The sequence below is a fragment of the Methylotenera sp. genome (assembly GCF_030653755.1).
Classification (GTDB): domain Bacteria; phylum Pseudomonadota; class Gammaproteobacteria; order Burkholderiales; family Methylophilaceae; genus Methylotenera.
Genome location: NZ_JAURYU010000045.1, coordinates 137,495 through 161,940, shown reverse-complemented (window position 1 = coordinate 161,940; position 24,446 = coordinate 137,495). Strand labels below are relative to the sequence as shown.

At 41.6% G+C, this 24,446-nt stretch carries 23 protein-coding genes; 8 read left to right on the top strand and 15 right to left on the bottom strand.

Annotated elements, in window-relative coordinates; genetic code table 11:
• Positions 1 to 66: 66 nt before the first annotated feature.
• The 7 genes from Q7U33_RS08825 to Q7U33_RS08795 form a co-directional block, all read right to left on the bottom strand.
• A complete protein-coding gene (locus Q7U33_RS08825; protein ID WP_304860205.1) occupies positions 67 to 840 on the bottom strand; it encodes a GNAT family N-acetyltransferase in 774 nt (257 codons plus the stop codon).
• 276 nt (positions 841 to 1,116) lie between these two features.
• The gene (locus Q7U33_RS08820) at positions 1,117 to 1,569 is read right to left on the bottom strand and encodes a glycine zipper 2TM domain-containing protein (protein WP_304859857.1); all 453 of its coding nucleotides are present in this window, start codon (positions 1,567 to 1,569) and stop codon (positions 1,117 to 1,119) included.
• Between the two features lie 38 nt (positions 1,570 to 1,607).
• Positions 1,608 to 2,564, bottom strand: a complete 957-nt coding sequence (locus Q7U33_RS08815; protein WP_304859855.1) for a carbohydrate kinase family protein — start codon at positions 2,562 to 2,564, stop codon at positions 1,608 to 1,610.
• A 117-nt stretch (positions 2,565 to 2,681) separates the two neighbouring features.
• On the bottom strand, positions 2,682 to 3,245 hold the full coding sequence (locus Q7U33_RS08810; protein ID WP_304859853.1) for a TetR/AcrR family transcriptional regulator: 564 nt from the start codon (positions 3,243 to 3,245) through the stop codon (positions 2,682 to 2,684).
• A gap of 62 nt (positions 3,246 to 3,307) precedes the next feature.
• Positions 3,308 to 4,132 (bottom strand): hypothetical protein, encoded by an 825-nt coding sequence (locus Q7U33_RS08805; protein ID WP_304859851.1) that lies wholly within the window; start codon positions 4,130 to 4,132, stop codon positions 3,308 to 3,310.
• 15 nt (positions 4,133 to 4,147) lie between these two features.
• Entirely contained in the window at positions 4,148 to 4,573 is a 426-nt protein-coding gene (locus Q7U33_RS08800; protein WP_304859849.1) for a CopD family protein, read from the bottom strand.
• A complete protein-coding gene (locus Q7U33_RS08795) occupies positions 4,574 to 5,074 on the bottom strand; it encodes a peroxiredoxin (protein WP_304859847.1) in 501 nt (166 codons plus the stop codon).
• 192 nt (positions 5,075 to 5,266) lie between these two features.
• Between Q7U33_RS08795 and Q7U33_RS08790 the strand changes: the two genes are divergently transcribed.
• A complete protein-coding gene (locus Q7U33_RS08790) occupies positions 5,267 to 9,136 on the top strand; it encodes a DUF3683 domain-containing protein (protein WP_304859845.1) in 3,870 nt (1,289 codons plus the stop codon).
• Between the two features lie 154 nt (positions 9,137 to 9,290).
• On the opposite strand, the gene Q7U33_RS08785 is transcribed toward Q7U33_RS08790, so the two are convergent.
• From Q7U33_RS08785 to phoB, 3 genes are all read right to left on the bottom strand, one after another.
• Entirely contained in the window at positions 9,291 to 10,040 is a 750-nt protein-coding gene (locus tag Q7U33_RS08785; protein ID WP_304859843.1) for a hypothetical protein, read from the bottom strand.
• On the bottom strand, positions 10,037 to 11,335 hold the full coding sequence (gene phoR / locus Q7U33_RS08780; protein ID WP_304859841.1) for a phosphate regulon sensor histidine kinase PhoR: 1,299 nt from the start codon (positions 11,333 to 11,335) through the stop codon (positions 10,037 to 10,039). The genes Q7U33_RS08785 and phoR overlap by 4 nt, the downstream gene beginning before the upstream one ends.
• Before the next feature lie 133 nt (positions 11,336 to 11,468).
• Positions 11,469 to 12,176, bottom strand: a complete 708-nt coding sequence (phoB, locus tag Q7U33_RS08775) for a phosphate regulon transcriptional regulator PhoB (RefSeq protein ID WP_304859839.1) — start codon at positions 12,174 to 12,176, stop codon at positions 11,469 to 11,471.
• A 208-nt stretch (positions 12,177 to 12,384) separates the two neighbouring features.
• Between phoB and Q7U33_RS08770 the strand changes: the two genes are divergently transcribed.
• From Q7U33_RS08770 to Q7U33_RS08745, 6 genes are all read left to right on the top strand, one after another.
• Positions 12,385 to 14,010, top strand: a complete 1,626-nt coding sequence (locus Q7U33_RS08770) for an OFA family MFS transporter (RefSeq protein ID WP_304859837.1) — start codon at positions 12,385 to 12,387, stop codon at positions 14,008 to 14,010.
• A 110-nt stretch (positions 14,011 to 14,120) separates the two neighbouring features.
• Positions 14,121 to 14,570 (top strand): 6,7-dimethyl-8-ribityllumazine synthase, encoded by a 450-nt coding sequence (gene ribH, locus Q7U33_RS08765; protein ID WP_015831448.1) that lies wholly within the window; start codon positions 14,121 to 14,123, stop codon positions 14,568 to 14,570.
• Positions 14,567 to 15,115: a transcription antitermination factor NusB gene (gene nusB, locus Q7U33_RS08760; RefSeq protein ID WP_304859834.1), complete on the top strand. Its 549-nt coding sequence runs from the start codon at positions 14,567 to 14,569 to the stop codon at positions 15,113 to 15,115. Before ribH ends, nusB begins: the two co-directional genes overlap by 4 nt.
• Before the next feature lie 56 nt (positions 15,116 to 15,171).
• Entirely contained in the window at positions 15,172 to 16,011 is an 840-nt protein-coding gene (locus tag Q7U33_RS08755; protein WP_304859831.1) for a Stp1/IreP family PP2C-type Ser/Thr phosphatase, read from the top strand.
• An 11-nt stretch (positions 16,012 to 16,022) separates the two neighbouring features.
• Entirely contained in the window at positions 16,023 to 16,760 is a 738-nt protein-coding gene (locus Q7U33_RS08750; protein WP_304860203.1) for an FHA domain-containing protein, read from the top strand.
• A 98-nt stretch (positions 16,761 to 16,858) separates the two neighbouring features.
• Complete coding sequence (locus Q7U33_RS08745; protein WP_304859829.1) at positions 16,859 to 18,496, top strand: HD domain-containing phosphohydrolase; 1,638 nt, start codon at positions 16,859 to 16,861, stop codon at positions 18,494 to 18,496.
• A gap of 41 nt (positions 18,497 to 18,537) precedes the next feature.
• Here the strand turns inward: Q7U33_RS08745 and Q7U33_RS08740 are convergent, their stop codons facing one another.
• The 5 genes from Q7U33_RS08740 to Q7U33_RS08720 all read right to left on the bottom strand — a co-directional run bounded on the left by Q7U33_RS08740 (position 18,538) and on the right by Q7U33_RS08720 (position 22,827).
• Complete coding sequence (locus Q7U33_RS08740) at positions 18,538 to 19,305, bottom strand: UDP-2,3-diacylglucosamine diphosphatase (protein WP_304859827.1); 768 nt, start codon at positions 19,303 to 19,305, stop codon at positions 18,538 to 18,540.
• Positions 19,306 to 19,393: 88 nt separating this feature from the next.
• Positions 19,394 to 19,885 (bottom strand): peptidylprolyl isomerase, encoded by a 492-nt coding sequence (locus Q7U33_RS08735; protein ID WP_304859825.1) that lies wholly within the window; start codon positions 19,883 to 19,885, stop codon positions 19,394 to 19,396.
• A 62-nt stretch (positions 19,886 to 19,947) separates the two neighbouring features.
• Entirely contained in the window at positions 19,948 to 20,517 is a 570-nt protein-coding gene (locus Q7U33_RS08730) for a peptidylprolyl isomerase (protein ID WP_304859823.1), read from the bottom strand.
• A gap of 40 nt (positions 20,518 to 20,557) precedes the next feature.
• Positions 20,558 to 21,811 carry a murein L,D-transpeptidase family protein gene (locus tag Q7U33_RS08725; RefSeq protein ID WP_304859821.1) on the bottom strand — a complete coding sequence of 418 codons (1,254 nt, stop codon included), beginning with the start codon at positions 21,809 to 21,811 and terminating at the stop codon, positions 20,558 to 20,560.
• 26 nt (positions 21,812 to 21,837) lie between these two features.
• Entirely contained in the window at positions 21,838 to 22,827 is a 990-nt protein-coding gene (locus Q7U33_RS08720; protein ID WP_304859819.1) for a tetratricopeptide repeat protein, read from the bottom strand.
• 174 nt (positions 22,828 to 23,001) lie between these two features.
• Between Q7U33_RS08720 and cysS the strand changes: the two genes are divergently transcribed.
• Positions 23,002 to 24,420: a cysteine--tRNA ligase gene (cysS, locus tag Q7U33_RS08715; protein WP_304859817.1), complete on the top strand. Its 1,419-nt coding sequence runs from the start codon at positions 23,002 to 23,004 to the stop codon at positions 24,418 to 24,420.
• Positions 24,421 to 24,446 lie beyond the last annotated feature (26 nt).

Below are 24,446 nucleotides of genomic sequence, written 5' to 3'. Positions count from 1 at the left end.
CGCTTTAGTTCGTTACGTTCATATTGGTTATTACACTCATCAATGTAAACTTAATTACCGCTTAACTTATTTTAAGAAGTGTGCCGCATACCTTGGGTTAATTCTTGATAAAGGCAACATAACTAGCATATCTGCTGTGTTGAAGTAGGGGTCCCATGCAGGTTCGCCGCAAATATAAGCGCCTAGACGTAAATACCCTTTAATAAGCGGAGGGCATGCAACTTGAAGGTCATTGTGTAGCGCTTGTATTGGTAATGGGTTGCGTGCAAATACACGATACTCTAAAGGTGACAGGTACTCATCACGCAGCTTGTTGTAAAGGCTGGCTGCACTGTGACCGCCATCAGACATACTCACACTACCGCAACCAATCATGTATTCGTAGTTGTGAATCTGCATGTATTTTGCAAGACCAGCCCAAAGCATGGTGATCGTGCCGCCATTACGATAGTTTTGGTGTACGCATGCTCTGCCTACTTCAACAGTGCGGTCAAATAGGTGAGATAGTCTACTTAAATCGAATTCTCCAGCAGAGTAGTATCCGCCAGCTTCGTTGGCTTTTGATGGGCTTAAAATTCTGTATGTGCCAATTACCTGATTAGTACCACTATCTCTTACGATTAAATGGTCACAAAACTGATCAAAGCCATCAATATCTAATCCGCCAGTACCTGAAAGCTGTGCGCCCATTTCTTCGGCAAACACTTTATAACGTAAGCGCTGTGCTTCTTCAATCTCAGCCTGTGTATGAGCTAAGTTCACATACAGTCTTCTTTGTGAGGCTTGCTCATGGTTACGTGTATTAATGCTGTCAATTAAGGTTAAATCTTTACGTATCATCAAGGTGTTCTCCATGAAATTTATCTTTTAATATTGAACAGCACTTTAAAGCGATAATATGAAGAATTAATGACGTGTGGATGACGTTTTGTTGACAGCTTACTTAATATGGTAAATAGATTATTTAGATATCTTGTAAAAGTGACAGCGAGTGCTTTTTAGACATAGCCTGCTGTGTAGATAGGTGGCTTAGGGTGTTCTGTCATTGATGTGCCATGCTGCTTGTCTATTAAAGTAGCATGGCGCAGGGTTGCTGCTAGATATGTGCCAGAGAGCTTAGTGTGATACCCGAGTTGTACCGCCACTTTCAATCAAGCGAACTCTTTCACCTGCTAAAAATGCCTCGTCTGCTTCTTGCACAATGGCAAGCAAGCCACCACCATCAAGTTTGACAGTAATTTCTAGTGCATCTTTTCTGGTTACTACTTCTTCGGCAGCTGAGCCAGCGAGGCCACCAACAACAGCGCCAATTACCGTGGCGATTGCACTACCTCTTCCACCACCAATTGAACTGCCAGCAATCCCACCAACTGCCCCGCCAGCGACGGTGCCGATTGGTGATTTAGTGCCTTCAAGTTTTACTTGGCGGACACTTTCTACTGTACCTGTTCTTACCGTTTGTGTTTTTCTAGCATCTTCTCTGCTATAAACAGAGCCAGAGTTAGAGCTTGCGCATGCTGCTAAAAAAACGCTGAGTAATGCGATGACGATAAGTCGACTAATATGCATTTTCATTTTCCTTTTTAAGTTGAAAGTAATCAATTAAATTAAGTGGTTAGGCCTTCGGTTAATGCTGTTTCATTGACAAGTGCTTGCGTATAAATTATTTCAATATCTCCACGTGTTGGCGAATGGTTCTGTCCGCCACGGCTAGCAATTTTAATCGCGCCCATTGTAGAGGCAAGTCTGCCACATGTTGGCCAATCCCAGCCTTTAGATATGCCGTATAACAAGCCAGCACGATATGCATCACCGCAGCCTGTAGGATCAACAATCTCACTAGCTTGAACGCATGGGATGTCAAAACGTTGACCATCCGCATAAATTTGAGAGCCTTTGCCTCCTAGCGTCACGATAAGTGCTTTTACTTTTTTTGCTAATTCGTCGAGTGATAACCCCGTTTTATCTTGAATGATTTGTGATTCATAATCATTCACGGCAAGATAATCAGCCATTTCAATAAAGTGCAACAGTTCTTCACCATTAAACATAGGCAAGCCTTGTCCTGGATCGAACAGGAAAGGAATCTTTGCTTCAAAACATTCGCGCGCATGTTGAAACATACCATCACGCCCATCAGGAGCAATCACTGCTAAGTTGATATCAGCCGCATCATTCACGCTGTTCTGGTGTGACTCTGTCATCGCGCCAGGGTGAAATGCCGTGATTTGATTATCATCCGTGTCAGTGGTAATAAATGCTTGAGCCGTGAAGCTATTAGGAATCGTTTTGATGTGAGCCGTGTTGATTTTGTTTATATTTAGCCATTGGGTATAAGTGCCAAAGTCTTCACCTACTGTTGCCATAATCAACGGGTTGCCTTCTAGTAACTGCAAATTGTAGGCAATGTTCCCCGCAGTGCCGCCAAACTCACGGCGCATCTCTGGTACATAAAATGCCACACTTAATGCGTGAATCTTGTCAGGCAATATATGGTTTTTGAATTTATCTTGAAACACCATGATAGTGTCAAAAGCTAGTGAGCCGCAAATAAGTATGTGCATGAAGTAAATAGAGAAGTGAAAAAATAAACATTATCTTAGGTATTTGCCTAGATAAGCAAGTCATAGATAGGTAAGGTTAACTACAGTTTAATTTGCAGTGTAAAGCGGCATGTAGATTTAGTGATTAAGAGCGCCATCAATTAAGATTTTTGCAGCTGTTTTTGCATATTTAATAGCACCAGAGCCGCGTTTCATTTGCTCGGCCTGAACTGCACCCTCAAAAAGAAGAGAAAGTTGCAGCGCTAAGCCTTCAGCATCTTTAATATTGGCTTCTATCGCTAAATGATGAATATATTGTTTAAATTGTTGCGACTGTTGTGAAGACAGTTGATGAACTGGGTTGTCTTCTTTAGGAAACTCCGCTGAGGCTTTAATGAAACCTACACCGTGAAAGTCTGGAGAGGTCACCCACTCTTCGATGTAATCAAACAGCTTTTGCAGTTTTTCGGTAGGTTGTTTGGTGTTGCTACTCAGCTTGTCGTTGAGCCAGTTTTGAAAATCTTGATGGCCTTGTTTAAGTACTTCAAGAATTAACACTTCTTTGCTACCAAAGTATTTATAAAGTGTCATCTTGGTGGTGCCAGCGACGGCCACAATCATATCAACTCCAGTTGAGTTAATACCCTGCGTTTGAAATAAGTTGCTTGCAGTAGTGAGTATTTTTTCACGTAAGCCAGTCATAATATGATTATACTAATCTGTATAGAATGATTGCAACTATTATTTTCTTGCATTTGCATGGACTATTTAGATGCCGCCATTAGCATGGGTGTGAAGTTGCATTTTACTTTTTCTAGATATTCATTCGCGATAGCTAGGTCATCAAGGTTTGAAGGTAACTTCCCACCCACTACATTTTCTAAATAGATGGCCTTATGTTTGTCTGGCATTAATAAAGCCTCAGGAAACTGGCATGTACCTTGTCGCATTAGCTCATATTTTGCATACATTTGGGTTGCATCATGGGCGGTTAAGTGTTGATCTTCTTTTTTAGCAAGTATTGAGCTGTTGTCGCTATTGGATTCAGCATTCATATGCACTGTGGATTGCTGGTCTTTTAAGAGTGGCGCCCATATTAATGATGCGCAGATTACTAGCGTTAATGTTGCCGCAATGCCGTAAGTCATTGGTTTTGATAATGCAGGTTTGATTTGTTTAGTTACTATAGGTTGGGTTTGAGCCAGAATAAGTGCACTAGCTGCCTTTTTTGCATGCGTTAGGCTGTTGTTGGATGGGTGTGCAATATTTTGTTGTGCTGCATTGCGTGCAATCAATACGATATGTTCAGCAAGTATTTCAGGATTCTCTGCCCCTAACGCCTGTGCTTGATCTATGCAGTAGTCTAATAACAGCGCGTTATCTGAGCCGCTTAAATGGCAGTGCTTCAGCATGTTGGGTGCTTTTAGCCAGTCATTCAGAATATCAAATAAGCTTAATAAGCGACCCTCAGGCGTGTCGCTTGATTTGCCCAGCATGTAGATAAGCCAAGAGGAGTTTAGTAAGTTTGAGCTTGGTAAGTCCGAGCGCAATAAATCCGAGCTTAGTAAATCTGAATCATCATAGTTCATGCTCAGGGCTTTCTGCTAAAAAGGTTTAACAACAACGAGTATGACTACGCCTATAAGTAAGATGACTGGTAGTTCATTAAACCAACGGTACCAAATGTGACTGTGCTGGTTTTTGTCTTGGCTAAAGTCTTTGACAACTTTTCCGCAGTAAACATGATACCAAACAAGTATCGCCACTAGCGTTAGCTTAGCGTGCATCCAAGCCCCAGAAATTCCGTAGCCTAACCATAACCAGAGGCCAAACCCAAGTGCCAATAAAGCAAGTGGCAGCATAAAGCGATAAAGCTTTCTTTCCATCAGCTTTAGCTGTTCAGAGGTTGCTTGGTTTGGGGCTTGTGCGTCTAGCACCATTGCATGGTTGACAAATAACCTTGGTAGGTAGAATAAGCCAGCAAACCAGCTAGTGATGAAAATAATATGCAGCGCTTTAATCCAAAGCATTTATATACTCAATTCTTTATTTAATAATTGGTGTAATGCAACAAAGTCTAGCTCACCTATGGTTCTTTGTAGTAGTTCACCTTGTTTATTGTAGATGAATGCGGTGGGCGTTAATCTTACTTTGCCAAACAGTTCTGTCATTTTCCCGCGTTGGTCATGCGTTACAGGGAATGGTAGGCTTCGCGATTTACTATAATTTTTGATGAGTGATATTTCATCATGTGGCATTGCAACGGCAATGACTTCAAGACCTTTCGGTTGATATGTATGATAAGTCTTAATTAATTCTGGCATTTCTTTAATACAGCCAGGACAGTCTGTCGCCCAAAAGTTAACAATCACTACTTTGTCTTTTAAAGAGGCCATAGAGATTTGTTTGCCATCAATCGTGCTAAACGTCACATCAGGCGCTTGAGGCTTTTTGGTGAGTTGTAAGCCTAGGACCGTTAAGAGTGCAATGATGACGATCGGCAGTAGGGATTTTTTTAATAATTTATTCATATGACTAGTCTATCTTTATTTGGGACTATTTCCTGTGATTTTTGTATAAATTTTATAGTGAATTTTTTTGAACAGTTGTTATCTTAACCCTGTAGGTGTAACAAATAACCATATCGAAGTCGCGCTTATTTGCTAGCTTACACCATGTTATAATGAACCTTTAATAGCAAAGCTATTTGTCAAAAAACTACAATGAACGCACCTCTATTAAGTACTATGCTAAATGCCGAGCCTAAAGCTCCAACGCGCTTGCGCGAGATTCCCTATAACTATACTTCATTCTCTGACCGTGAAATTGTCATTCGGTTTCTTGGGGAAGAGATTTGGAGTATTTTAAACGAATTGCGCGGGGAGCGTAAAACGGGGCGTTCAGCACGTATGTTGTTTGAGGTGTTGGGCGATTTGTGGGTTGTGTCGCGTAACCCTTATCTGCAAGATGATCTGTTAGAAAATCCTAAGCGCTGTAAGGCGCTGGTAGGTGCTTTGCATCATCGTATAGCTGCTATTGATGAGCGCAGTGCTGGTAACGCAAAAGTGCTTAAGTTGGTAGTGTCTGCACGTCAGGCAGTGACCAAGTTCGAAAATGAATTTAAGCATACTGCAAATCTTCGTAAAAAAGCGCTGGCGAAGCTTTCAAAAATAACCCGTAAAGATAACGTGAAGTTTGATGGTCTGTCACGCGTATCTCATGTGACCGATGCTACCGACTGGCGTGTTGAATATCCGTTCTTGGTATTAACACCAGATACGGAAAGTGAAATTGCAGCTTTGGTACGAGCCTGTATTGAGTTAGGGCTTACTATCATCCCCCGTGGCGGTGGTACTGGTTATACGGGTGGTGCGATTCCACTAACACCTTTATCAGCAGTCATTAATACAGAGAAGCTGGATCAGCATACTGGCGTGCAAATGCGTACCTTACCTGGTGTTGCGCGCCAAGTGGCAACGATAGAGTGCGGTGCTGGTGTTGTGACAAGGCGTGCAATGGAGGCTGCTTCAGATGCAGGGTTGGAGTTTGCGTGTGACCCAACCAGTGCTGATGCTTCTTGTATCGGTGGTAACGTGGCCATGAATGCTGGCGGTAAAAAAGCCGTGTTATGGGGCACTGCCTTAGATAACTTAGCCTCATGGCGCATGGTGACGCCTGATGGCGAGTGGATGGAGGTTGAGCGTTTAGACCACAACCTTGGCAAAATTCACGACATTGAGATGGCTCGATTTAAAATCAGTCGCTACAGCGAAGATATGAAAACGCTGTTGTCTGAGCCTGAAATATTAGAAATACCTGGCCCGAGTTTCCGTAAAGTTGGTTTGGGTAAAGATGTGACCGATAAGTTTTTATCTGGCTTGCCTGGCATTCAAAAAGAAGGTTGTGATGGGTTAATCACCAGTGCCACATTTATTTTGCATCGTATGCCTAAGTATGTGCGCACCATTGCGTTAGAGTTTTTTGGTAACGTATCACATGCTGTGCCTGCTATTGTTGAAATTAAAGATTACTTAGATGCAACAGCCAAACAAACACCAGCCGTGATTATGGCTGGGCTTGAGCATATGGACGAGCGTTATATTAAGGCAGTTGGTTATGCCACTAAAGCCGCTCGCCAGCAACGTCCTAAAATGGTGTTGATTGCAGACATTGCTTCAGATGATGAAAATGCAGTGGGTGAAGTTGCCTCTAGCATGGTGCGTTTATGTAATGCACGTAATGGCGAAGGCTTTATTGCGGTATCAAGCGAGTCCCGTAAGAAGTTCTGGTTAGACCGCGCAAGAACAGCTGCTATTGCTAAACATACTAATGCATTTAAAATCAATGAAGATGTAGTGATTCCATTGCCACGCTTGGGCGACTACTCTGATGGTATCGAACGCATTAATATTGATTTATCTATCAAAAACAAGCTGAAGCTGATTGAAGCGTTAAAAGTTTTTATGCAAGGTGAGTTGCCATTGCAAGCAGATGAAGATGGTAATGCTGATTTGAATATGGTGAAAACCAAACAAACAATGGCATTGGCATTATTGGATGATTTGCGTACGCGCTGGAGTTTCATTTTAGACAACTTAGATGCGCCAGTTTCGATATTGGGTGAAGCTGGTAAAGCCTTCTCACATTATGAGAATGTATTTAGAGCGGTGCAGTCTTATGACTTGCGAATTTCATGGAAGCGTGAACTCAAACGCCCAATGGCAGATATTTTTGCTGGGCGAGAGTACCAAAAAATCCTTGAACGCTGCGATGAGATTCATAAACAAGTGCTCAAAAGCCGAGTCTTTATTGCATTGCATATGCATGCGGGTGACGGTAACGTACATACTAATATCCCGGTAAACTCTGATGATTACGGCATGATGCAAGACGCGCATGCGGCTGTAGCAAAAGTCATGGCACTAGCGCGTAATTTAGATGGCGTTATTTCTGGCGAGCATGGTATCGGCATTACTAAAATGGAGTTTTTAGATCAATCTACGATTGATACTTTTACTACCTATAAAAACAAAGTAGACCCGAACGGCCATTTTAATAAAGGTAAGTTATTGGCTGGTTCTGGTTTGGATAACGCTTATACGCCAAGCTTTGGTTTGCTTGAGCAAGAGTCCATTATTATGGAGCAATCTGCTATTGGAGAAATTGCAGATGACATCAGTGACTGTTTGCGTTGCGGTAAATGTAAGCCTGTTTGTTCTACCCATGTGCCGCGTGCAAACTTATTGTATAGCCCACGGAATAAGATTTTAGGTACTTCCTTGCTCATTGAGGCTTTCTTGTATGAAGAGCAGACGCGCCGTGGTATTTCAATTAAGCACTTTGATGAGTTTAATGATGTTGCGGATCATTGTACGGTCTGCCATCGTTGCGAGAAACCATGCCCTGTCGATATTGATTTTGGTGATGTTTCCATCAAAATGCGTAATTTCTTACGTGAACAAGGTAAAAAACAATTTAACCCAGGTACCGCATTAGGGATGGCATTTTTAAATGCTAAAGACCCTGCGACCATTAAATTATTGCGGACAGTAATGATTGATTGGGGTTATAAAGCACAAAATCTTGCACATACCTTAGCTAAGCGTTTTGGCTTATTGCGAGATAAAAAGCGTCCGCCAGCGACTGTCGGCAAAGCTGATATCAAAGCACAGGTGATTCATTTTATTAATCGCCCAATGCCTAAGAAAATGCAATCCAAAACCTCACGCGCGATGCTTGGTTTAGAAGATGATCACATGATTCCTGTGATTCGTAACCCGCAAAAGGTAACGGATGACTCTGAAGCAGTGTTCTATTTCCCAGGTTGTGGTTCTGAGCGCTTGTTCTCAAACGTAGGCTTGGCAACTCAGGCAATGTTGTATGAAGTGGGCGCGATTACCGTGTTACCACCAGGTTATCTATGCTGTGGATATCCACAAACCTCTGCGGGCAATCACGACAAAGGTCAAGAAATCACGGCCGATAACCGAGTACTATTCCATCGTGTTGCTAATACATTGAATTACCTTGATATTAAAACGGTAATTGTCTCTTGTGGTACTTGTATGGATCAGTTGCAAAAATACGAGTTTGAGAAGATTTTCCCAGGTTGTCGCTTGTTGGATATTCATGAGTATTTGATGGAAAAAGATATGCGCTTGCAAACAGTGACTGGTACGCGTTATATGTATCATGACCCTTGCCACACACCAATGAAAACTTACAAGCCCCTAGAAGTAACCAGTGCACTGATGGGGCAAGATGTTGCATTAAATGATAGATGCTGTGGTGAGAGCGGTACCTTTGCAGTTGCACGTCCAGATATTTCAACGCAAGTAAAAATGCGTAAGCAGGAAGAGCTTGAAAAAGGGTTGCAGCAAATGGGCCTAACAGTAGGTGCGCCTGAAATGGAAGTTAAGATATTAACTTCTTGCCCAAGCTGCTTACAAGGTTTGTCTCGCTACGGGGAAGATACAGGTATTGAAGCAGACTACATTGTGGTTGAAATGGCTAAACATATTCTCGGTGAAAATTGGATGCAGGAATATGTACATAAAGCCAACAATGGTGGTATTGAGAAAGTGTTGTTGTAATTGATGGTTAACGATCTCACTTTGGTTGCATATGTCAATGTAGGTGAGGTCGTTAAATGTTGTGAGTATTTAGTTGAGATGTAATGTTGAATACGAGCAGTGTTGATGCTGCTCGTTAAGTATTAGCACTAGAAAAATTAATTAAGAGCTAGAGTTAAAAAGGTAAAAACAGTGCAGTTGCAAGGTTTTGAACAACCCGCGATATTAAACGCTGCGACTTTTCAGCGAGTGCAATTGCATATAATTCGGTTCGACCAATCATTTTTCCAAACTCACGTTCGAAAGATAAGTTTTTTTCCTGATTGTTGATTTCATTGGACAGTAAGTAAAGCGCACCATTTTCATCTCTCGCGTTGGATAACTTCCATACTGCAATTTCTATATTGCGCGCGACGTTATAAACACGCTGTGGATCAATACTGTCTGTGAAGTAAAAGTCTGTTTTGTCATTGTGTGCTTTTAGTAGCATCGTATGTAGGCCGACGATGAAGGCGAGTACACGATCTCCCTTATATTCAGGGTTGAACGTTAGAAAAATAGCATCTGTCATCACCAGATTATTCATTTCAGCAAATTGAAAGTGGTGCTGTGCTCCACCATCAAAAACCCAATCAATCATTTTTTCAGCAGGGACTGAAGTACTCTTCTTTAATTCTTGCGGATTTCGTTTGTAGAGTTTGAGCATTAATAAGCGTAAGCTTTGTGTGTTTTCTCGTATTTCTACATCTGTCATACGGTCAATATCTGCTTTAGCGATCTGATTGATAGTGCTTTTATCTTTTTGCTCTGGGACAGCCTTGTTTTGATTAGCACCTAATGGGGCGTTGGATGCACATGCTGAAAATAAAAGTCCGCTCAGTAGGTAAAGTCTGTATATTTTAAACTTAGCGCTGAAAGCGTTCATTTTTGTATCATCCGCGCTTTAGGGAAAATAGCACTAAATGTGCTGCCTGTACCGAGCTCGCTTGTAATCTCAAGTTTTGCTTGATGTCTTGTTAAAATATGTTTGACGATAGAGAGACCCAGCCCCGTTCCGCCAGTCTCACGACTGCGACCTCTATCTACACGATAAAAACGTTCTGTTAAGCGGTGGATATGTTGTTGATCAATACCGATACCATTGTCGGTGACACTAAATATGCCTTGGTCGTCACGTAGTTGCCAGATAATCTTAATTTCACCACCTGCAGGGGTATATCTTATCGCGTTACTGACTAAATTGCCTAGTGCACTTTGTAATTCATCTACTGCGCCAGATAAGTCAAAATGAGGGTTGGTTTGTGCAGTAATGTGATGTTTACCTTGGCTAAGTGCATTCGCGTCATTCAGTAACATATCCATTAGCATCGACATATTAATCGGGTTGTTATCAGGCGCTTGTGTGTTGCTTTCAATATGTGAGAGCGTGAGTAAGTCTTCAATGAGTCGTCGCATACGCGTTGTTTGGTCTTGCATCATGCCAAAATAACTACGTATGCTATCTGGAATAGCGCCCTTCATGTCTGATAGCGTTTCAATAAAGCCACCTACGACCGTTAGTGGCGTGCGTAACTCGTGTGAGACGTTGGCAATAAAGTCTCGACGCATCGCGTCTACTTTTTCAATTTGGGTAATATCACGGCTAATTAGTAATTTTTGTTTGGTCGCAAGAGGAATCAACCAAATTTCAAGTGTTGACTCAGTGCTTTTTACATCTTTAAGTTTAAAAGGTTCGTCATAAACTTCACTGTATAAATAAGCAATGAAGTGACTATTTCTAAGTAAATTTACAATCGGTAGGTTTGTATCAGTTTTTAAATCGAGGCCGAGTTGATATTCCGCATGAGATGTGCACCACTCAATGGTGTTGGCCGCACTCAAAATGACAAGTCCATCAGGTATTGCATTCGCTACGATTTGGAATCTCTCTAAGGCAGAGTTTAATTCTGTTTGTTTATACGTGTTTCTGCGTTCATATTTTAGTAGGCTACTATATACGTCTTCCCATAATCCAGTTCCTTCAGGTACACCACGCAAGTCTGGTGATTTTAACCAACGGTTTAACTCATGTATCCAAAAAATATGGTTAACGACATAAAACAAAAGGCCGCATGAAAAAACAATTAACGCCGTGATTAAGCTAGTAATGAGCCATAGAAAAATGCTCATAATGCTTAATGCACAAATAAATAAGCCAGCTTTCCAGCGTATATCAATCACAGGGCATACTTTTCAGTTATTTTTATCAGAATGATTATAGCGATGATTTGCAAAAAAGCATGATTATTTGCAAATAAGCATAACTTGCGAAAGCGATATTGCTACAAGAGGTAGTCATCGCTTTTTGAGTGCTTTAGCTCTGGTTTGTATGATTATGTTGTGAAGATAATCGATAACCAGCACCTCTCACTGTTTGTATCAGGTCTTCATGACCAGATATAGATAATGCATTGCGCAAGCGCCTAATATGAACATCGACTGTACGATCCTCAACAAATACTCTGTCACCCCAAACTTTATCTAGTAGCTGGCTACGTGTGTGTACACGTTCAGCATTGGTCATAAAGAAATGCAATAGTCTGAATTCTGTAGGTCCTAAATCTATGGTTTTCTGGTTACCTGTGACTCGGTGTGTGGTTGGGTCTAACCTAAGACCGCTAAGTTCAATTGGGTCATCCGTCATTTGTGGTGCTCTGCGGCGTAATACAGCTTTAATGCGAGCGTTCAATTCACGTGGGCTAAAGGGTTTGGTGACGTAATCATCGGCACCTACTTCAAGACCTCTCACCTTGTCATATTCTTCACCGCGCGCTGTCAGCATGATGATGGGGATATTTTTGGTGTAGGTATCTGATTTAAGTTTGCGGGCTAATTCCAAACCATTCATACCAGGCAACATCCAGTCGAGCAAGATTAAGTCAGGGACTGTTTCGCGCATAAGTTCTAGCGCAATTTCACCACTTAGCGCACGAATGGCATTGTGGCCTGCCTGTGTAATGTTAAGTGCTAGTAACTCTTGAATAGCTGGTTCGTCTTCGATTACTAATATATTGGCTGGCATATATATTTCCTTAATTAATTTGCCTTAAATGTTTAAGCCCAATCAGTTTATGACGCTAATATGACATATTCATGACAAACTTTAAACATATAAATACCAACTAAATACAATAACTAAATTGCCATTTTTTACATTTTGTTACACTATACTGTTTGGTCTAAGTATAGTGTTGTGCTGAAAAAATAATAATGTGTTTGGAGATAGTTGAATGACGGATTTTTTTTCAAAAGAAAGAATTACCGCTAATCCTAGTTTTAATCGTTGGCTAGTACCGCCAGCCGCTTTGGCAATTCATTTGTCTATAGGCATGGCGTATGGTTTTAGCGTCTTTTGGTTACCTCTTTCTAAAGCACTTGGTATTAAAGATCCGATTGCATGTGCAGATACCATGAGTATATGGGCGCGTGCTTTTGCTACAGATTGCGATTGGAAAGTAAGTGATTTGGGATGGATGTTTACCTTATTTTTTGTGTTTCTAGGAACATCGGCAGCCGTATTCGGACACTGGCTAGAGCATGCTGGTCCACGTAAAGCGGGTGCGGTCGCAGCGTTATGCTGGGGTGGCGGTCTTCTTTTGTCTGCTTATGGCGTATACACACATCAATTATGGCTGATGTGGCTGGGGTCTGGCGTGATAGGTGGCATTGGTCTTGGTTTGGGCTATATTTCCCCCGTATCTACATTAATTAAATGGTTTCCAGATCGCCGTGGAATGGCAACAGGTATGGCGATTATGGGGTTTGGTGGAGGTGCGATGATTGGCGCTCCACTTGCTAATACACTAATGTCTCACTTCTCCACGCCAACTTCTGTTGGTGTTTGGCAGACTTTCGCGATGATGGGCGTGTTCTATTTTGTTGCCATGATGATAGGTGCGTTATGTTACCGGGTGCCACCTACTGGTTGGGTGCCAAAAGGCTGGGTACCTCCCGTGAATAATGGTAATAGCATGATTACAAACCGTCATGTCCATGTGAATCATGCACATAAAACTCCGCAGTTTTGGTTGCTTTGGGCTGTGTTATGTCTGAATGTGAGTGCTGGTATTGGTGTGATCGGGATGGCCTCTCCGATGCTGCAAGAAGTGTTTGGCGGTGCCTTAATTGGCGAGCCGTTGAAATTATCTGAGCTTTCATCCGAACAATTGTTACGAGTAACGGCTATTGGTGCTGGGTTTGCTGGATTACTTTCTTTGTTTAATATTTTAGGCAGAATTGGTTGGGCATCTTTATCTGATTTTCTTGGGCGCAAACGTACGTACATTATCTTTTTTGCCTTAGGTTTCTTTTTGTATATCTCTGCACCTTGGGCAGGTACGGTAGGTAGCGTTGCGGTGTTTGCTGGTTTATTTTGTATTATCTTAACAATGTATGGTGGCGGCTTTGCGACCATACCAGCTTATTTGGCGGATATTTTTGGTACACAACATGTGGGCGCCATTCATGGTCGACTTTTGACCGCTTGGGCTACGGCTGGTGTTTTGGGGCCTGTTATTGTCAACTATTTGCGTGATTATCAACTTGATCATGGCGTGCCTCCGAGTGAGGCTTACAACGTGATTATGTATGTGTTAGCTGCACTTCTGTTGTTAGGCTTTGTATGTAACTTGCTGGTAAAGCCTGTCGCTGATAAACATTATATGACGGATGCGGAGCTTGAAGCTGAACGTAAATTAGCGCACGAAAAGTCAGTTAAGTTAAATGGCGATAAAGTGGAAAGTCAGCAAACTGAAAATCATCCATTATTGGTTTTTATTGCTTGGACATTGGTTGCAATCCCAATTAGCTATGGAATTTATAGTACCTTACAAAAAGCATGGATATTGTTTCATTAATTTGCTAGCTTTGTTAAAGCGTAGCGTGCATGAATATATCACCTAAGAAACTAATGATATGCGGTAAAATACCACTTTATTAAGTTGATGCAAGTTAAAGGAAGTATTACGTGAGAGAAATTAAGAAAAACCTTGATGGGTCAGGGATGCAAGTAGGTGTTGTTTTATCAAGATTCAATAGCAATATTGGTGATGGCTTACTTGAAGCATGTAAAAGTGAGTTGCTTAAACTAGGTGTCGCTAGTGATGCGATTACTATTGCAACTGTACCTGGAGCATTGGAAACTCCGTTAATTCTTCAGCATATGGCATTAAGTGAAAAGTATGATGCGTTAATTGCCTTGGGTGCAATTATTCGTGGTGAGACTTACCACTTTGAAGTGGTTGCAAATGAATCTGCTCGTGGTATTTCAGAAGTGCAATTAAACACAGGTGTGCCTGTAGCAAATGCTGTATTGACCACAGAAGATGATGATCAGGCGATTGCCCGTATGCATATTAAAGGCGCAGAGGCAGCGCAGGTGGCAGTTGAAATGTTTAATTTGGTTAAAGCGCTATGACTGAGAATAAACCAGTAGTGACCAGCTTAGTGGTGGATGACGATGCTGGTGTGAGTGAAGCGACTAGCAGTACCGATAAAAAGCCTGCCTCTAGAAGTAGCGGGAAAAAAAGCGGTAGCCAGAGCCGTAGAAAGTCGCGCGAACTCGTATTAAAAGCGGTATATCGTGGCATGTTAAATGAGTCAGAGTTATCACACATATTGCGTGATATGCGTGATGATCCAGACTATAACAAAGCCGATGAAGCTTACTTTAAACATTTACTACAAGCAGTGACTGAAAACTTAACTGAGATAGATAGCAAGATTGTTGGGTTTATTGATCGTTCAATTAACGAGTTGAGCCCTGTAGAGCATGCCATTTTACGCATATCAGGTTGTGAATTGATGTTTGATCTAAGTATTCCGTATCGCGTAGTGATCAATGAAGGCGTTGAACTAGCTAAAGTGTTTGGCGGCACAGATGGCCATAAATATATCAATGGCGTTTTAGATAAGTTTGCGGCTGACGTGCGTGAAGTTGAGGTTAGGGCCGCAAGAAGTTAGCCTTTAAGCGACAATGCAAAATAGCTTGGATTACATGTTTTGTCAAAGTAGATAAAATGGATTTGAGTGAAGCCCTAGAGATTGTACGCTTAACAGATGTTGGACTACTACGTAGTCATAATGAAGATGCGATAGCCAGCGATGCGAGTATCGGATTTGTTATTCTGGCTGATGGCATGGGTGGGTACAATGCAGGTGAAGTAGCAAGCGAGATGGCTGTGCTGAGTATTACTGCCGAACTAAAAGAGGCGTTAGGCTCCCATCCATCTCATTATGCATTGCCAGATGTTGATCAGCCTGTCCTAAATAGAAAAATATTGAGCAAGCTAATGAATGATGCGGTTACCTATGCAAACGCATCAATCTATCATGCATCACAAACATACCCGCAATGTGCCGGTATGGGTACAACGTTGGTATTAGGCTTGTTTATTAATAACCAGTTGTTAGTTGGGCATATAGGAGACTCTCGAATATACCGATTAAGAAACCAGCGCTTAGTGCAAATGACTGAAGATCACTCTTTGCTTCAGGAGCAGATTAAGGCAGGTGTCATTACGCACGAGCAGGCTAAATACTCATCCCAAAAAAACCTGGTAACAAGAGCATTGGGCGTAGACCCAGAGGTTGAGCTAGCGCTTAAGGAGTTTGATGTTGAAGTGGGCGATGTCTATCTGCTTTGCTCTGATGGTTTGAGTGATTTGGTTGATGATGAGTTAATACAATCAGTACTTATTCATCATGTACAGGATTTAACTAGTGCAGCAGCTGCCTTGGTTCGGCTGGCGAATGAACATGGCGGCAACGATAATATTTCTGTCATACTAGCCAAAGTAAATCATTTGTATGAAGGCAAAAGTACTTGGTATGATAATTTTGTTGGTTGGTTAAAGTAACGGGATCGATGATGGCAAAGCTTATACTTACCCTAGACGGCTCATACTTAAATGAATATACACTAAGCCGCCCTCAAACCACCATAGGTCGTAAATCAACTAATGATATTCATCTTGATAATTTAGCCATTAGTGGAGATCATGCTGTAATTTTAAAGCATGGAAATGATTTTTTTCTTGAAGACCTCAACAGTACTAATGGAACCCGTTTAAATAATGCGGCGGTCAGAAAGCAGCTTCTGAAGAATGAAGATGTCATTGAATTAGGCCGATTTAGTTTAACATTTCTTGATGACGCAACGTCGAATGCAACCGTAGCATTTGAGAAGACGATGATGGTCCATCCTTCTGTATTTAGTACTAAATCACACAACTCTTTCTCTCATTCTGAACAGATAAAAACCTCTACATCGACAGCGCCAAATGTTGCGACATCTCATTCTTCAAAAATGCAATCTAACGAAGATCATGCTAAGCCAACTTTCATTGGTAAGATACAAGTGCTAAATGGCACCAGTAGTGGACGAGAGTTAGTGTTAAACAAAGCACTGACGACACTTGGTAAAACTGGGGTGCAAGTTGCAGTGATTACCAAACGTCCTGATGGCTATTTTATTACGCATGTGGAAGGCAATATTTTGCCAGTTGTAAATGGTGTTTCTACAGGCGTGCAAGCGCGTGCTTTAGCAGACCATGATGTAATTGAGCTTGCAGGTGTAAAAATGGAATTTTATTTATCTAATGCTTAGATTGAAAGCGTATTAGTCTACATATATGTGCTTTTTTGCATTGTTTCAGTGTTCCGTTAGAAGCTTTAGTCATCAAATTGATTGGGGTATACCATTAAATGTTGGATGATCAGCAGCCATATTTACTAGCGCGACTAGAGCGCCTGAATGCAATCGGCATTGCGCTTTCGGCAGAACGTGATAACAAGCGATTATTGGAGATGATATTGCTAGGCGCCCAAGAAATCACGAATGCTGATGCAGGTACACTTTATACCATTACCCAAGATAAGCAGCTCAAATTTGAAATGATGCGTAATAAAACGCTGGATATGTTTTTAGGTGGAACGACAGGTAAAGACATTCCATTCTCACCATTATCTTTATATCTGGAAGATGGTAGCCCCAACCTAACAACTGTTGCAGCCTACGCAACCCTAAATAATAAAACCGTTAATATTGCCAATGCCTACGAAGTGGGAAACTTTGACTTCTCAGGCACTCGCAAATATGACCTGAAAACTGGTTATCACTCACAATCGTTCCTCACGATTCCAATGAAAGATCATGAGTCAAAAGTAATCGGAGTGCTTCAGCTTATTAATGCCACCGATGCTAATACAGGAGCGATCGTTCCGTTCTCAATCGCTAACCAGAGGTTGGTCGAGTCTTTGGCATCGCAGGCTGCTGTTGCGATGACCAATCACTATCTAATTGAAGGGTTGAAAAGTTTATTTGAAGCTTTTATTGAGTTAATCGCTGATGCAATTGACCAGAAGTCACCTTACACAGGAGGACATTGCCGACGCGTACCAGAGTTGACGATGATGCTGACTCAGGCATTAATTGACGCTAAAACTGGCCCTTTTAAAGACTTTACGCTTAACGAAAATGAGTTTTATGAGCTGAAAGTTGCAAGTTGGTTACATGATTGTGGAAAAGTGACGACACCTGAAGCCATTATGGATAAGCCTACAAAACTATCCTCCATTTTCGATCGAATCCAGTTGATTGATCAGAGATTTGAGTTGCTAAAACAACAGGCTGAATGTGCCATGCTCAAGGAGCAGGTGGAGATGTTGAAGGCTGGCGGGTTAAATCAAGAAAAATTAAATCAGCAACAGTCTAAATTAGATGCTTTTAACTTGTATTGTGATGAGGCTAACACATTTTTGCGACAAGCCAATATAGGTAGTGAGTCTATGACTGCTAATGATCTACAGCGTATTCAGGACATCGGTAACATGGAAATCATAGATGCTTTAGGAAATAAAGTGCCATTCTTGAGCGAAGATGAAGCCTATAATTTGAGTATAAAGCGTGGCACATTAACAGCAGAAGAGCGTCAAGTCATTAATAACCATATCGTCGTGACAATCAGTATGCTTGAGTCACTACCTTATCCTCAGAGCTTAGCAAGAGTTCCTGAATACGCCTGCGGCCATCATGAACATATGGATGGCAGTGGCTATCCTAAAGGGCTTAAGCGCGAAGAAATGTCAATTCCTGCGCGTGTGATGGGAATTGCTGACGTATTTGAAGCGCTTACCTCTAAAGACCGACCTTATAAGAAAGCTAAAACGCTTTCAGAATCATTGAGCATATTGGGTAAGATGAAAGTCGATCAGCATATAGATCCTGATTTGTTTGATGTATTTATCCGAGACAAAATCTATCTCAAATATGCGCAGGAATTTTTAGAGCCTGAGCAAATTGATCAAGTGGATCTGAATAATATACCTGGATACCAGCCTTAACGATTTTGTTCGCAAGCGTATCGCTAAAGAAATATATGGTGTTAATTGCTGTTTAGATTAACGTTTTTGTAGCCAAAAGCATCGCAAACAAGGTAACTTCCTTGCTCATACCAATCGCCTAGCACCCATCTAGTTATCGATTTTCCATCTACAGACACTTGATGCTGGTTTGGCCTATGAGTATGCCCGTGGATGAGTAAATCAGGATAGTGATGCGCTTTTAGTAAGCTTACTACTGCATCTTGGTTAACATCCATTATTTGAGCTGATTTGCTAGATTTTTCTTGCTCACTACGTAATCTAATCGCCTCAATCTGATTTTTACGTGCTTGCAATGGTTGGTTTAGAAACTCTGACTGCCATTGCTTGTTTCTAACTTGTAGGCGGAATTGTTGATACGCTACATCATCAGTACATAACTCATCACCGTGGCTCAGTAATGCGGTGCTTCCGTATAAATTAATCAGTGTTGGGTCGCTAATCAAATGGATCCCCGCGGCCTTGCAGAAGTCGTCAGTGATGAGAAAGTCGCGGTTACCGTGCATCAAGTAAATAGATACGCCTGAAGCTGCTAGTGTTTTAAAGCCTTGAATAATCTGCTTGTTAAACGCATCTTCAATATCATCATCACCAGCCCAGTATTCAAATAAATCACCCAATATATAGAGTGCGTGGGCGGATTTTGCTTGAGTGTTTAAAAACGTTAAGAATGCTTCAGTGATTTGTGGGCGGCTTGCGCACAAGTGTAGATCAGAAATGAAAATGGTCGTTTCTGATAGATTAGGGCTGTTGACTTTGTGATTAGCCAAAATGAACAGCCCAGATGATACTTACATGGTTTAGCATATTGCTTGATACGTTAGCAGTCTGAAAGGCTAATGGGTATCAATAGTGACATTAAACACGTGTTGCGCGTTCAATCACGACATTGCTTGCAGGAACATCTTGATGACCTTTAAGGCTAGTAGTCGCAACTTGTTTGATTTTATCAACAACGTCCATGCCTTCAACGACTTTAGCAAAAACACAGTAGCCCCAACCGTTACCGCTTGGTGCAGTGTGGTTTAGGAACTCGTTGTTAGCAACGTTAATAAAGAACTGGCTGCTTGCAGAGTGCGGTGCTGAAGTGCGCGCCATTGCAAGGGTGTATTTCTCATTACCTAAGCCATTGTCAGCTTCGTTCTTGATTTCAGCTTCAGTGCTTTTTTGTGTCATGGTTGTGTCAAAGCCACCACCTTGGATCATAAAGCCATTAATCACGCGATGGAAAATGGTGTTGTCATAAAAGCCGCTGTCTACATATTGTAAAAAATTAGCAACTGTAATTGGAGCCTTCTCGGCATTAAGTTCGATGGTGATGTCGCCTAAATTTGTCTGTAGTTTAACCACGGATTTTCCTTATTAAATATTGTTAAGACTGTTGAAATGAATACTAAAAAGTAGCGATAGATTTATAAAGGGGCTTTGTTGACTTTAACTTGATGCACAATGATAGGTGATCTTGGCACGTCGCCGTATGGACCTACATTTGCAGTCGAGGTAACTGCGATGTCACGTACTACATCCATCCCTTTTAATACTCGACCAAACACGCAATAACCTATTAGGTCAGGTTCTGGACTGCGGTAATTCAGGAACTGATTGTTTTCTAAGTTAATGAAAAACTGAGACGTGGCAGAGTTTGGATCAGATGTTCTTGCCATGGCAATTGTCCCAATATCATTTTTGAGTCCATTATTGGATTCATTAATAATTGGAGCGCGTGTTGGTTTTTCTGTCATATTGATATCGAAACCACCACCTTGCACCATAAAGCGATTAATCACACGGTGAAAAATAGTGTCTTGATAAAAGCCTGAGTTAACATACTCTAAGAAGTTAGCGACAGTTTTGGGCGCTTTTTCTGGGTAAAGCTCAACAGTAAAGTTACCACGGTTAGTCTCAAATGTGACTTGTGGATTAGCTGCTATGGCCGATGTGCTGAGTAATATTAAAGTGAGGAAAACGTAAAATTTGCGCATATAGCTCCTTGCAATGTGATGAAAAGCAACTTAGTGGAAACTAAGCTGCACCTTCGTAAATAATTTTCCAGCGATTGTCTTCTTGAATCCAATACTGACGTTTTTGCATTTTGTTTTTTAAATGCGAGCTGCTGAAGTTTTGAGTGAAATCAACTATCACTAGTTTTTTCTGAGGGTCTGGGTAACTATACATACTGATATTAGATAGTGAAATATTCACTTCAGGTTTGCTGGCCTGTACACGGTATTTATGCTCAGCCCATTGTTGGTAGTTGATACCATTCGTAGAGAAATCTTTTGAATAATACGATAGATATTTCTCAGTGTTCTGTGACTTCCAGTCATTCAGCCAGTTATCTATTTCAGCGTTTAATTTGCTTTTTTCAGCTTCAGGCGCACTTGAGTCATTTAACCATTCCAAGTTATTGGCAATGATAATGGGGGTCTTCCCTGATTGAAGTGCGGGCTCTAGCGCTTTAAGATCTTGGTTTGCAACGACTACGCAACCATCACTGGCACGAGGAGGGCGGCTGTATGTGTTGCTAGGGGTACCATGCAGCCAAATGCCAGAACCATTTCTGTTATGTGCTTTATCCCACTCATTAGGGTAGCTCAACGGATAAGCACCTTCACCATAAAAATCTGGTAATTTTTGTTTTAGTTTTGTGCTTGCAAAGTACACACCAATCGGTGTGCGTTTGTCACCTTCAGCTTGCTTTTCAACCCCATTTTTACCAACAGTAATGTAATAATCTGCAACGTACTTTAATTGGTCATTGTTTTTTTGATACAAATACAACCTGGATTTGCTCGTGTCTATCAGTATCAGATGGCTCTGCTGAGCATTAGGAGCAAGTATTAAGTTCGGTTGTTTTTCTTGCGTTTGCTTTGCTAAATAACGCTCAATGCGCACCCGCGCTTCTTCTTGTAAGTCTTGAACTGCATCTGGGCGATTGTTGATAGGATCACCAAATGCTTGTAGATATTTACCTTGCGCCATCAACAGGTCGCCACGCACGAGATGAGCGAGTTTAAAGTTTGGAACGCTTTGAATCAGTTGATCAATCGTATTAAGGGCCTGCTGATGTTTGCCCTCAGAAATTTCGAGTAAACCTTTAACCAACAAACCCTCTACGAGGTCAGTTGCCGCACTTGTAGCAATGGTTGTGGCGTTACTGAAACTTGCTTTAGGGATGAGATTGCCAAAACTAAACCGATTTACAGCAGTGGCATTCCATGGCACCAGCGTGATGGCAGCTAATAGAGAGTAGGTAAGTGCTTTATTAATCATCATGCCTTATATTTCAATACCATTTGCCACTAGTTGCTTGCAATTTCTTCGGTGATCAGCCAGCTATCACCAGATTTTCTCATTAATAGTGTTTTGGAAGTACGAATAGGAGAGCGTTTATCTGCGCGGTAGATTTGTTTAAATTGCACTTTGGCAGTGTTGCCTTCATTCGCAGTCACAACGAAATTGTTGAGTTCTACACTGATGTTTGAGGGGGCGCTGATACGATCACGTCTTTGTTTTTCCCATGCCTTATAATTTTGCCCTTTGGCTGGTTTAAAATCATCAGCGTAGCTGGCAAAGTACTTAGCTAGGTCTTTATTGGCCCAAGCTTGCGCCCAATCGTTAACCGCAGTTGTAATGTTGTCTGCATTATTAGTTGCAGTGCCGTTATTCGTAGCCGTAGCTGGTGTCTTTTTAACTTCAGTAGGTGCTACATTTGCTGTAGCTGCAGACTTCACTGGTTCTCTTGCTGCAATGGTCGTTTTGTTGCCTGTACCAAATAAATCTTTAATTAACGACAATTTACCTTGTGCGCGAGTATTGCCAGTGTCAAGTTGTAGCGCCTTATCATAAGCTTCACTTGCCATGCGTGCGTAGATGTCACCTAAGTTTTCATGCGCAGTTGCGTAGCTTGGGTGCGTTTTGATTGCTGTCTCAAGCGCTTTACGTGCTTTATCAAACTGGCCCTGGTCAGCATATAAAACTGCCAGATTGTTGTATGGTTCAGGCAAATTTGGGAATCGTTCAGTCACTTCGGTAAAGGATTTAATCGCTTCATCTCTACGGCCTTGCTCTGCAAGTAAAACGCCCTTCATGAATAATGCTTGTGCATTCTTTGGGTTTGCTGCAATAAAGGTGTTAATGCGGTCAAGTGCAACAGCCGTTTGGCCTTGATCCGCTAGTTTTGAAATATCTTTGAGTTCATCTGCAGAAGCAACGTTAAATGCAAAACTTGCAGAGGCTACTAGAACAAACCGAGCGATTGAAGGAGTCAGTGACGCAATAAAATTATTCATTGTGATATACTTTTTGTGTGAATAAATAAAGTGTAATTCTATCAATAGCCTAAGCAACCTCCAATAGCTCATTTTGATTTAAGCCAATATATTTCTTCATTCCTCTCATTAATTGGCCTAACTGGCCTTAGTTTGAGATAAAAACAAATAACCAACCCTCTAGCTCTTGAAAATATGTTAAAAATTTACAATACATTAGCCCGCGAAAAGCAAAAATTCACACCAATTGTTGCAGGTAAGGTCAGTATGTATGTATGCGGAATGACCGTTTATGATTATTGTCATTTAGGGCATGCGCGCGTGATGGTGGTTTTTGATACGGTAAGTCGCTGGTTAAGGGCTTCTGGCTATGACGTGACTTATGTTCGCAATGTGACGGATATTGACGACAAGATTATCAAGCGAGCCAATGAAAATAATGAAACAATCGCGCAGCTTACCCAGCGCTTCATTGACGCGATGGATGAAGACTCGGCCAAGTTGGGTGTTTTACGCCCAGATATTGAGCCTAAGGCAACAGAATTTGTTGGTGGCATGGTAACGATGATTGCCGCGTTAATTGAAAAAGGATTTGCATATCCTGCGGCTAACGGCGATGTGTTTTATTCAGTCAGCAGCTTTGAGGGCTACGGTAAGCTCTCAGGAAAGTCCTTAGAGGACTTACGCGCAGGTGAGCGCGTTGATGTGGATAGTTTTAAAAGAGATCCAATGGATTTTGTGTTGTGGAAAGCAGCCAAGCCTGATGAACCTAGCTGGGACTCTCCTTGGGGCAAGGGGCGTCCAGGCTGGCATATTGAATGCTCTGCCATGAGTTCACATCACTTAGGTGAGCGCTTTGATATTCACGGTGGTGGACAGGACTTACAATTCCCCCATCACGAAAATGAAATAGCACAATCAGAAGCCGCACATAGTCATGATGGCGAGCCTTGCCAGATGGTGAATTACTGGATGCACAATGGATTTGTGCGTGTTGATGATGAAAAGATGTCTAAATCATTAGGCAATTTCTTTACGATACGTACCGTGCTTGATAAATATGATGCAGAAGTTGTACGCTTTTTTATATTGCGTGCACATTATCGTAGTCCACTTAATTATAGTGACCAGCATTTAGATGATGCTAAGTTGGCGCTTACTCGCCTTTATACTGCTTTGCGAGGTGTTGATGTAGTTGATGCTAATATTGATTGGCAGCATCCGCATGCACAGCGTTTTAAGCAAGCCATGGATGATGATTTTAATACGCCAGAAGCGATGGCCGTATTGTTTGATTTGGCAAATGAGGTGAATAAAAGTAAGTCAGCAGAAGCGGCGAGTCTGCTTAAAAATTTGGCTGGTGTGCTTGGTTTGTTGTCGCGTCACTCAGATGATTTCTTGCAAGGTAAATCAAACGCAATCAATGCTAGCGCAGATGGTTATGCATTAAATGGCAATGCTGAAATGTTGAACGTTGATGATTTAATCACAAAACGACTAGAGGCCAAAAAAGCCAGAAATTTCGCTGAAGCGGATCGAATTCGTAAAGAACTTGCAGACGCAGGGATTATTCTAGAAGATACGCCGCAAGGCACAACATGGCGTGCTGCTTAATCAGGTCGTCATACTAAATATTATTG

Coding starts and splice junctions, on each gene's coding strand:
- Q7U33_RS08730 (WP_304859823.1), bottom strand. CDS start 20,517: ATGCGCAAATTTTACGTTTTCCTCACTTTAATATTACTCAGCACATCG.
- Q7U33_RS08805 (WP_304859851.1), bottom strand. CDS start 4,132: ATGAACTATGATGATTCAGATTTACTAAGCTCGGATTTATTGCGCTCG.
- nusB (WP_304859834.1), top strand. CDS start 14,567: ATGACTGAGAATAAACCAGTAGTGACCAGCTTAGTGGTGGATGACGAT.
- Q7U33_RS08720 (WP_304859819.1), bottom strand. CDS start 22,827: ATGAATAATTTTATTGCGTCACTGACTCCTTCAATCGCTCGGTTTGTT.
- Q7U33_RS08725 (WP_304859821.1), bottom strand. CDS start 21,811: ATGATGATTAATAAAGCACTTACCTACTCTCTATTAGCTGCCATCACG.
- Q7U33_RS08790 (WP_304859845.1), top strand. CDS start 5,267: ATGAACGCACCTCTATTAAGTACTATGCTAAATGCCGAGCCTAAAGCT.
- Q7U33_RS08770 (WP_304859837.1), top strand. CDS start 12,385: ATGACGGATTTTTTTTCAAAAGAAAGAATTACCGCTAATCCTAGTTTT.
- Q7U33_RS08800 (WP_304859849.1), bottom strand. CDS start 4,573: ATGCTTTGGATTAAAGCGCTGCATATTATTTTCATCACTAGCTGGTTT.
- Q7U33_RS08815 (WP_304859855.1), bottom strand. CDS start 2,564: ATGCACATACTTATTTGCGGCTCACTAGCTTTTGACACTATCATGGTG.
- Q7U33_RS08750 (WP_304860203.1), top strand. CDS start 16,023: ATGGCAAAGCTTATACTTACCCTAGACGGCTCATACTTAAATGAATAT.
- Q7U33_RS08795 (WP_304859847.1), bottom strand. CDS start 5,074: ATGAATAAATTATTAAAAAAATCCCTACTGCCGATCGTCATCATTGCA.
- Q7U33_RS08785 (WP_304859843.1), bottom strand. CDS start 10,040: ATGAACGCTTTCAGCGCTAAGTTTAAAATATACAGACTTTACCTACTG.
- Q7U33_RS08820 (WP_304859857.1), bottom strand. CDS start 1,569: ATGCATATTAGTCGACTTATCGTCATCGCATTACTCAGCGTTTTTTTA.
- Q7U33_RS08825 (WP_304860205.1), bottom strand. CDS start 840: ATGATACGTAAAGATTTAACCTTAATTGACAGCATTAATACACGTAAC.
- Q7U33_RS08810 (WP_304859853.1), bottom strand. CDS start 3,245: ATGACTGGCTTACGTGAAAAAATACTCACTACTGCAAGCAACTTATTT.
- phoB (WP_304859839.1), bottom strand. CDS start 12,176: ATGCCAGCCAATATATTAGTAATCGAAGACGAACCAGCTATTCAAGAG.
- Q7U33_RS08745 (WP_304859829.1), top strand. CDS start 16,859: ATGTTGGATGATCAGCAGCCATATTTACTAGCGCGACTAGAGCGCCTG.
- cysS (WP_304859817.1), top strand. CDS start 23,002: ATGTTAAAAATTTACAATACATTAGCCCGCGAAAAGCAAAAATTCACA.
- Q7U33_RS08755 (WP_304859831.1), top strand. CDS start 15,172: ATGGATTTGAGTGAAGCCCTAGAGATTGTACGCTTAACAGATGTTGGA.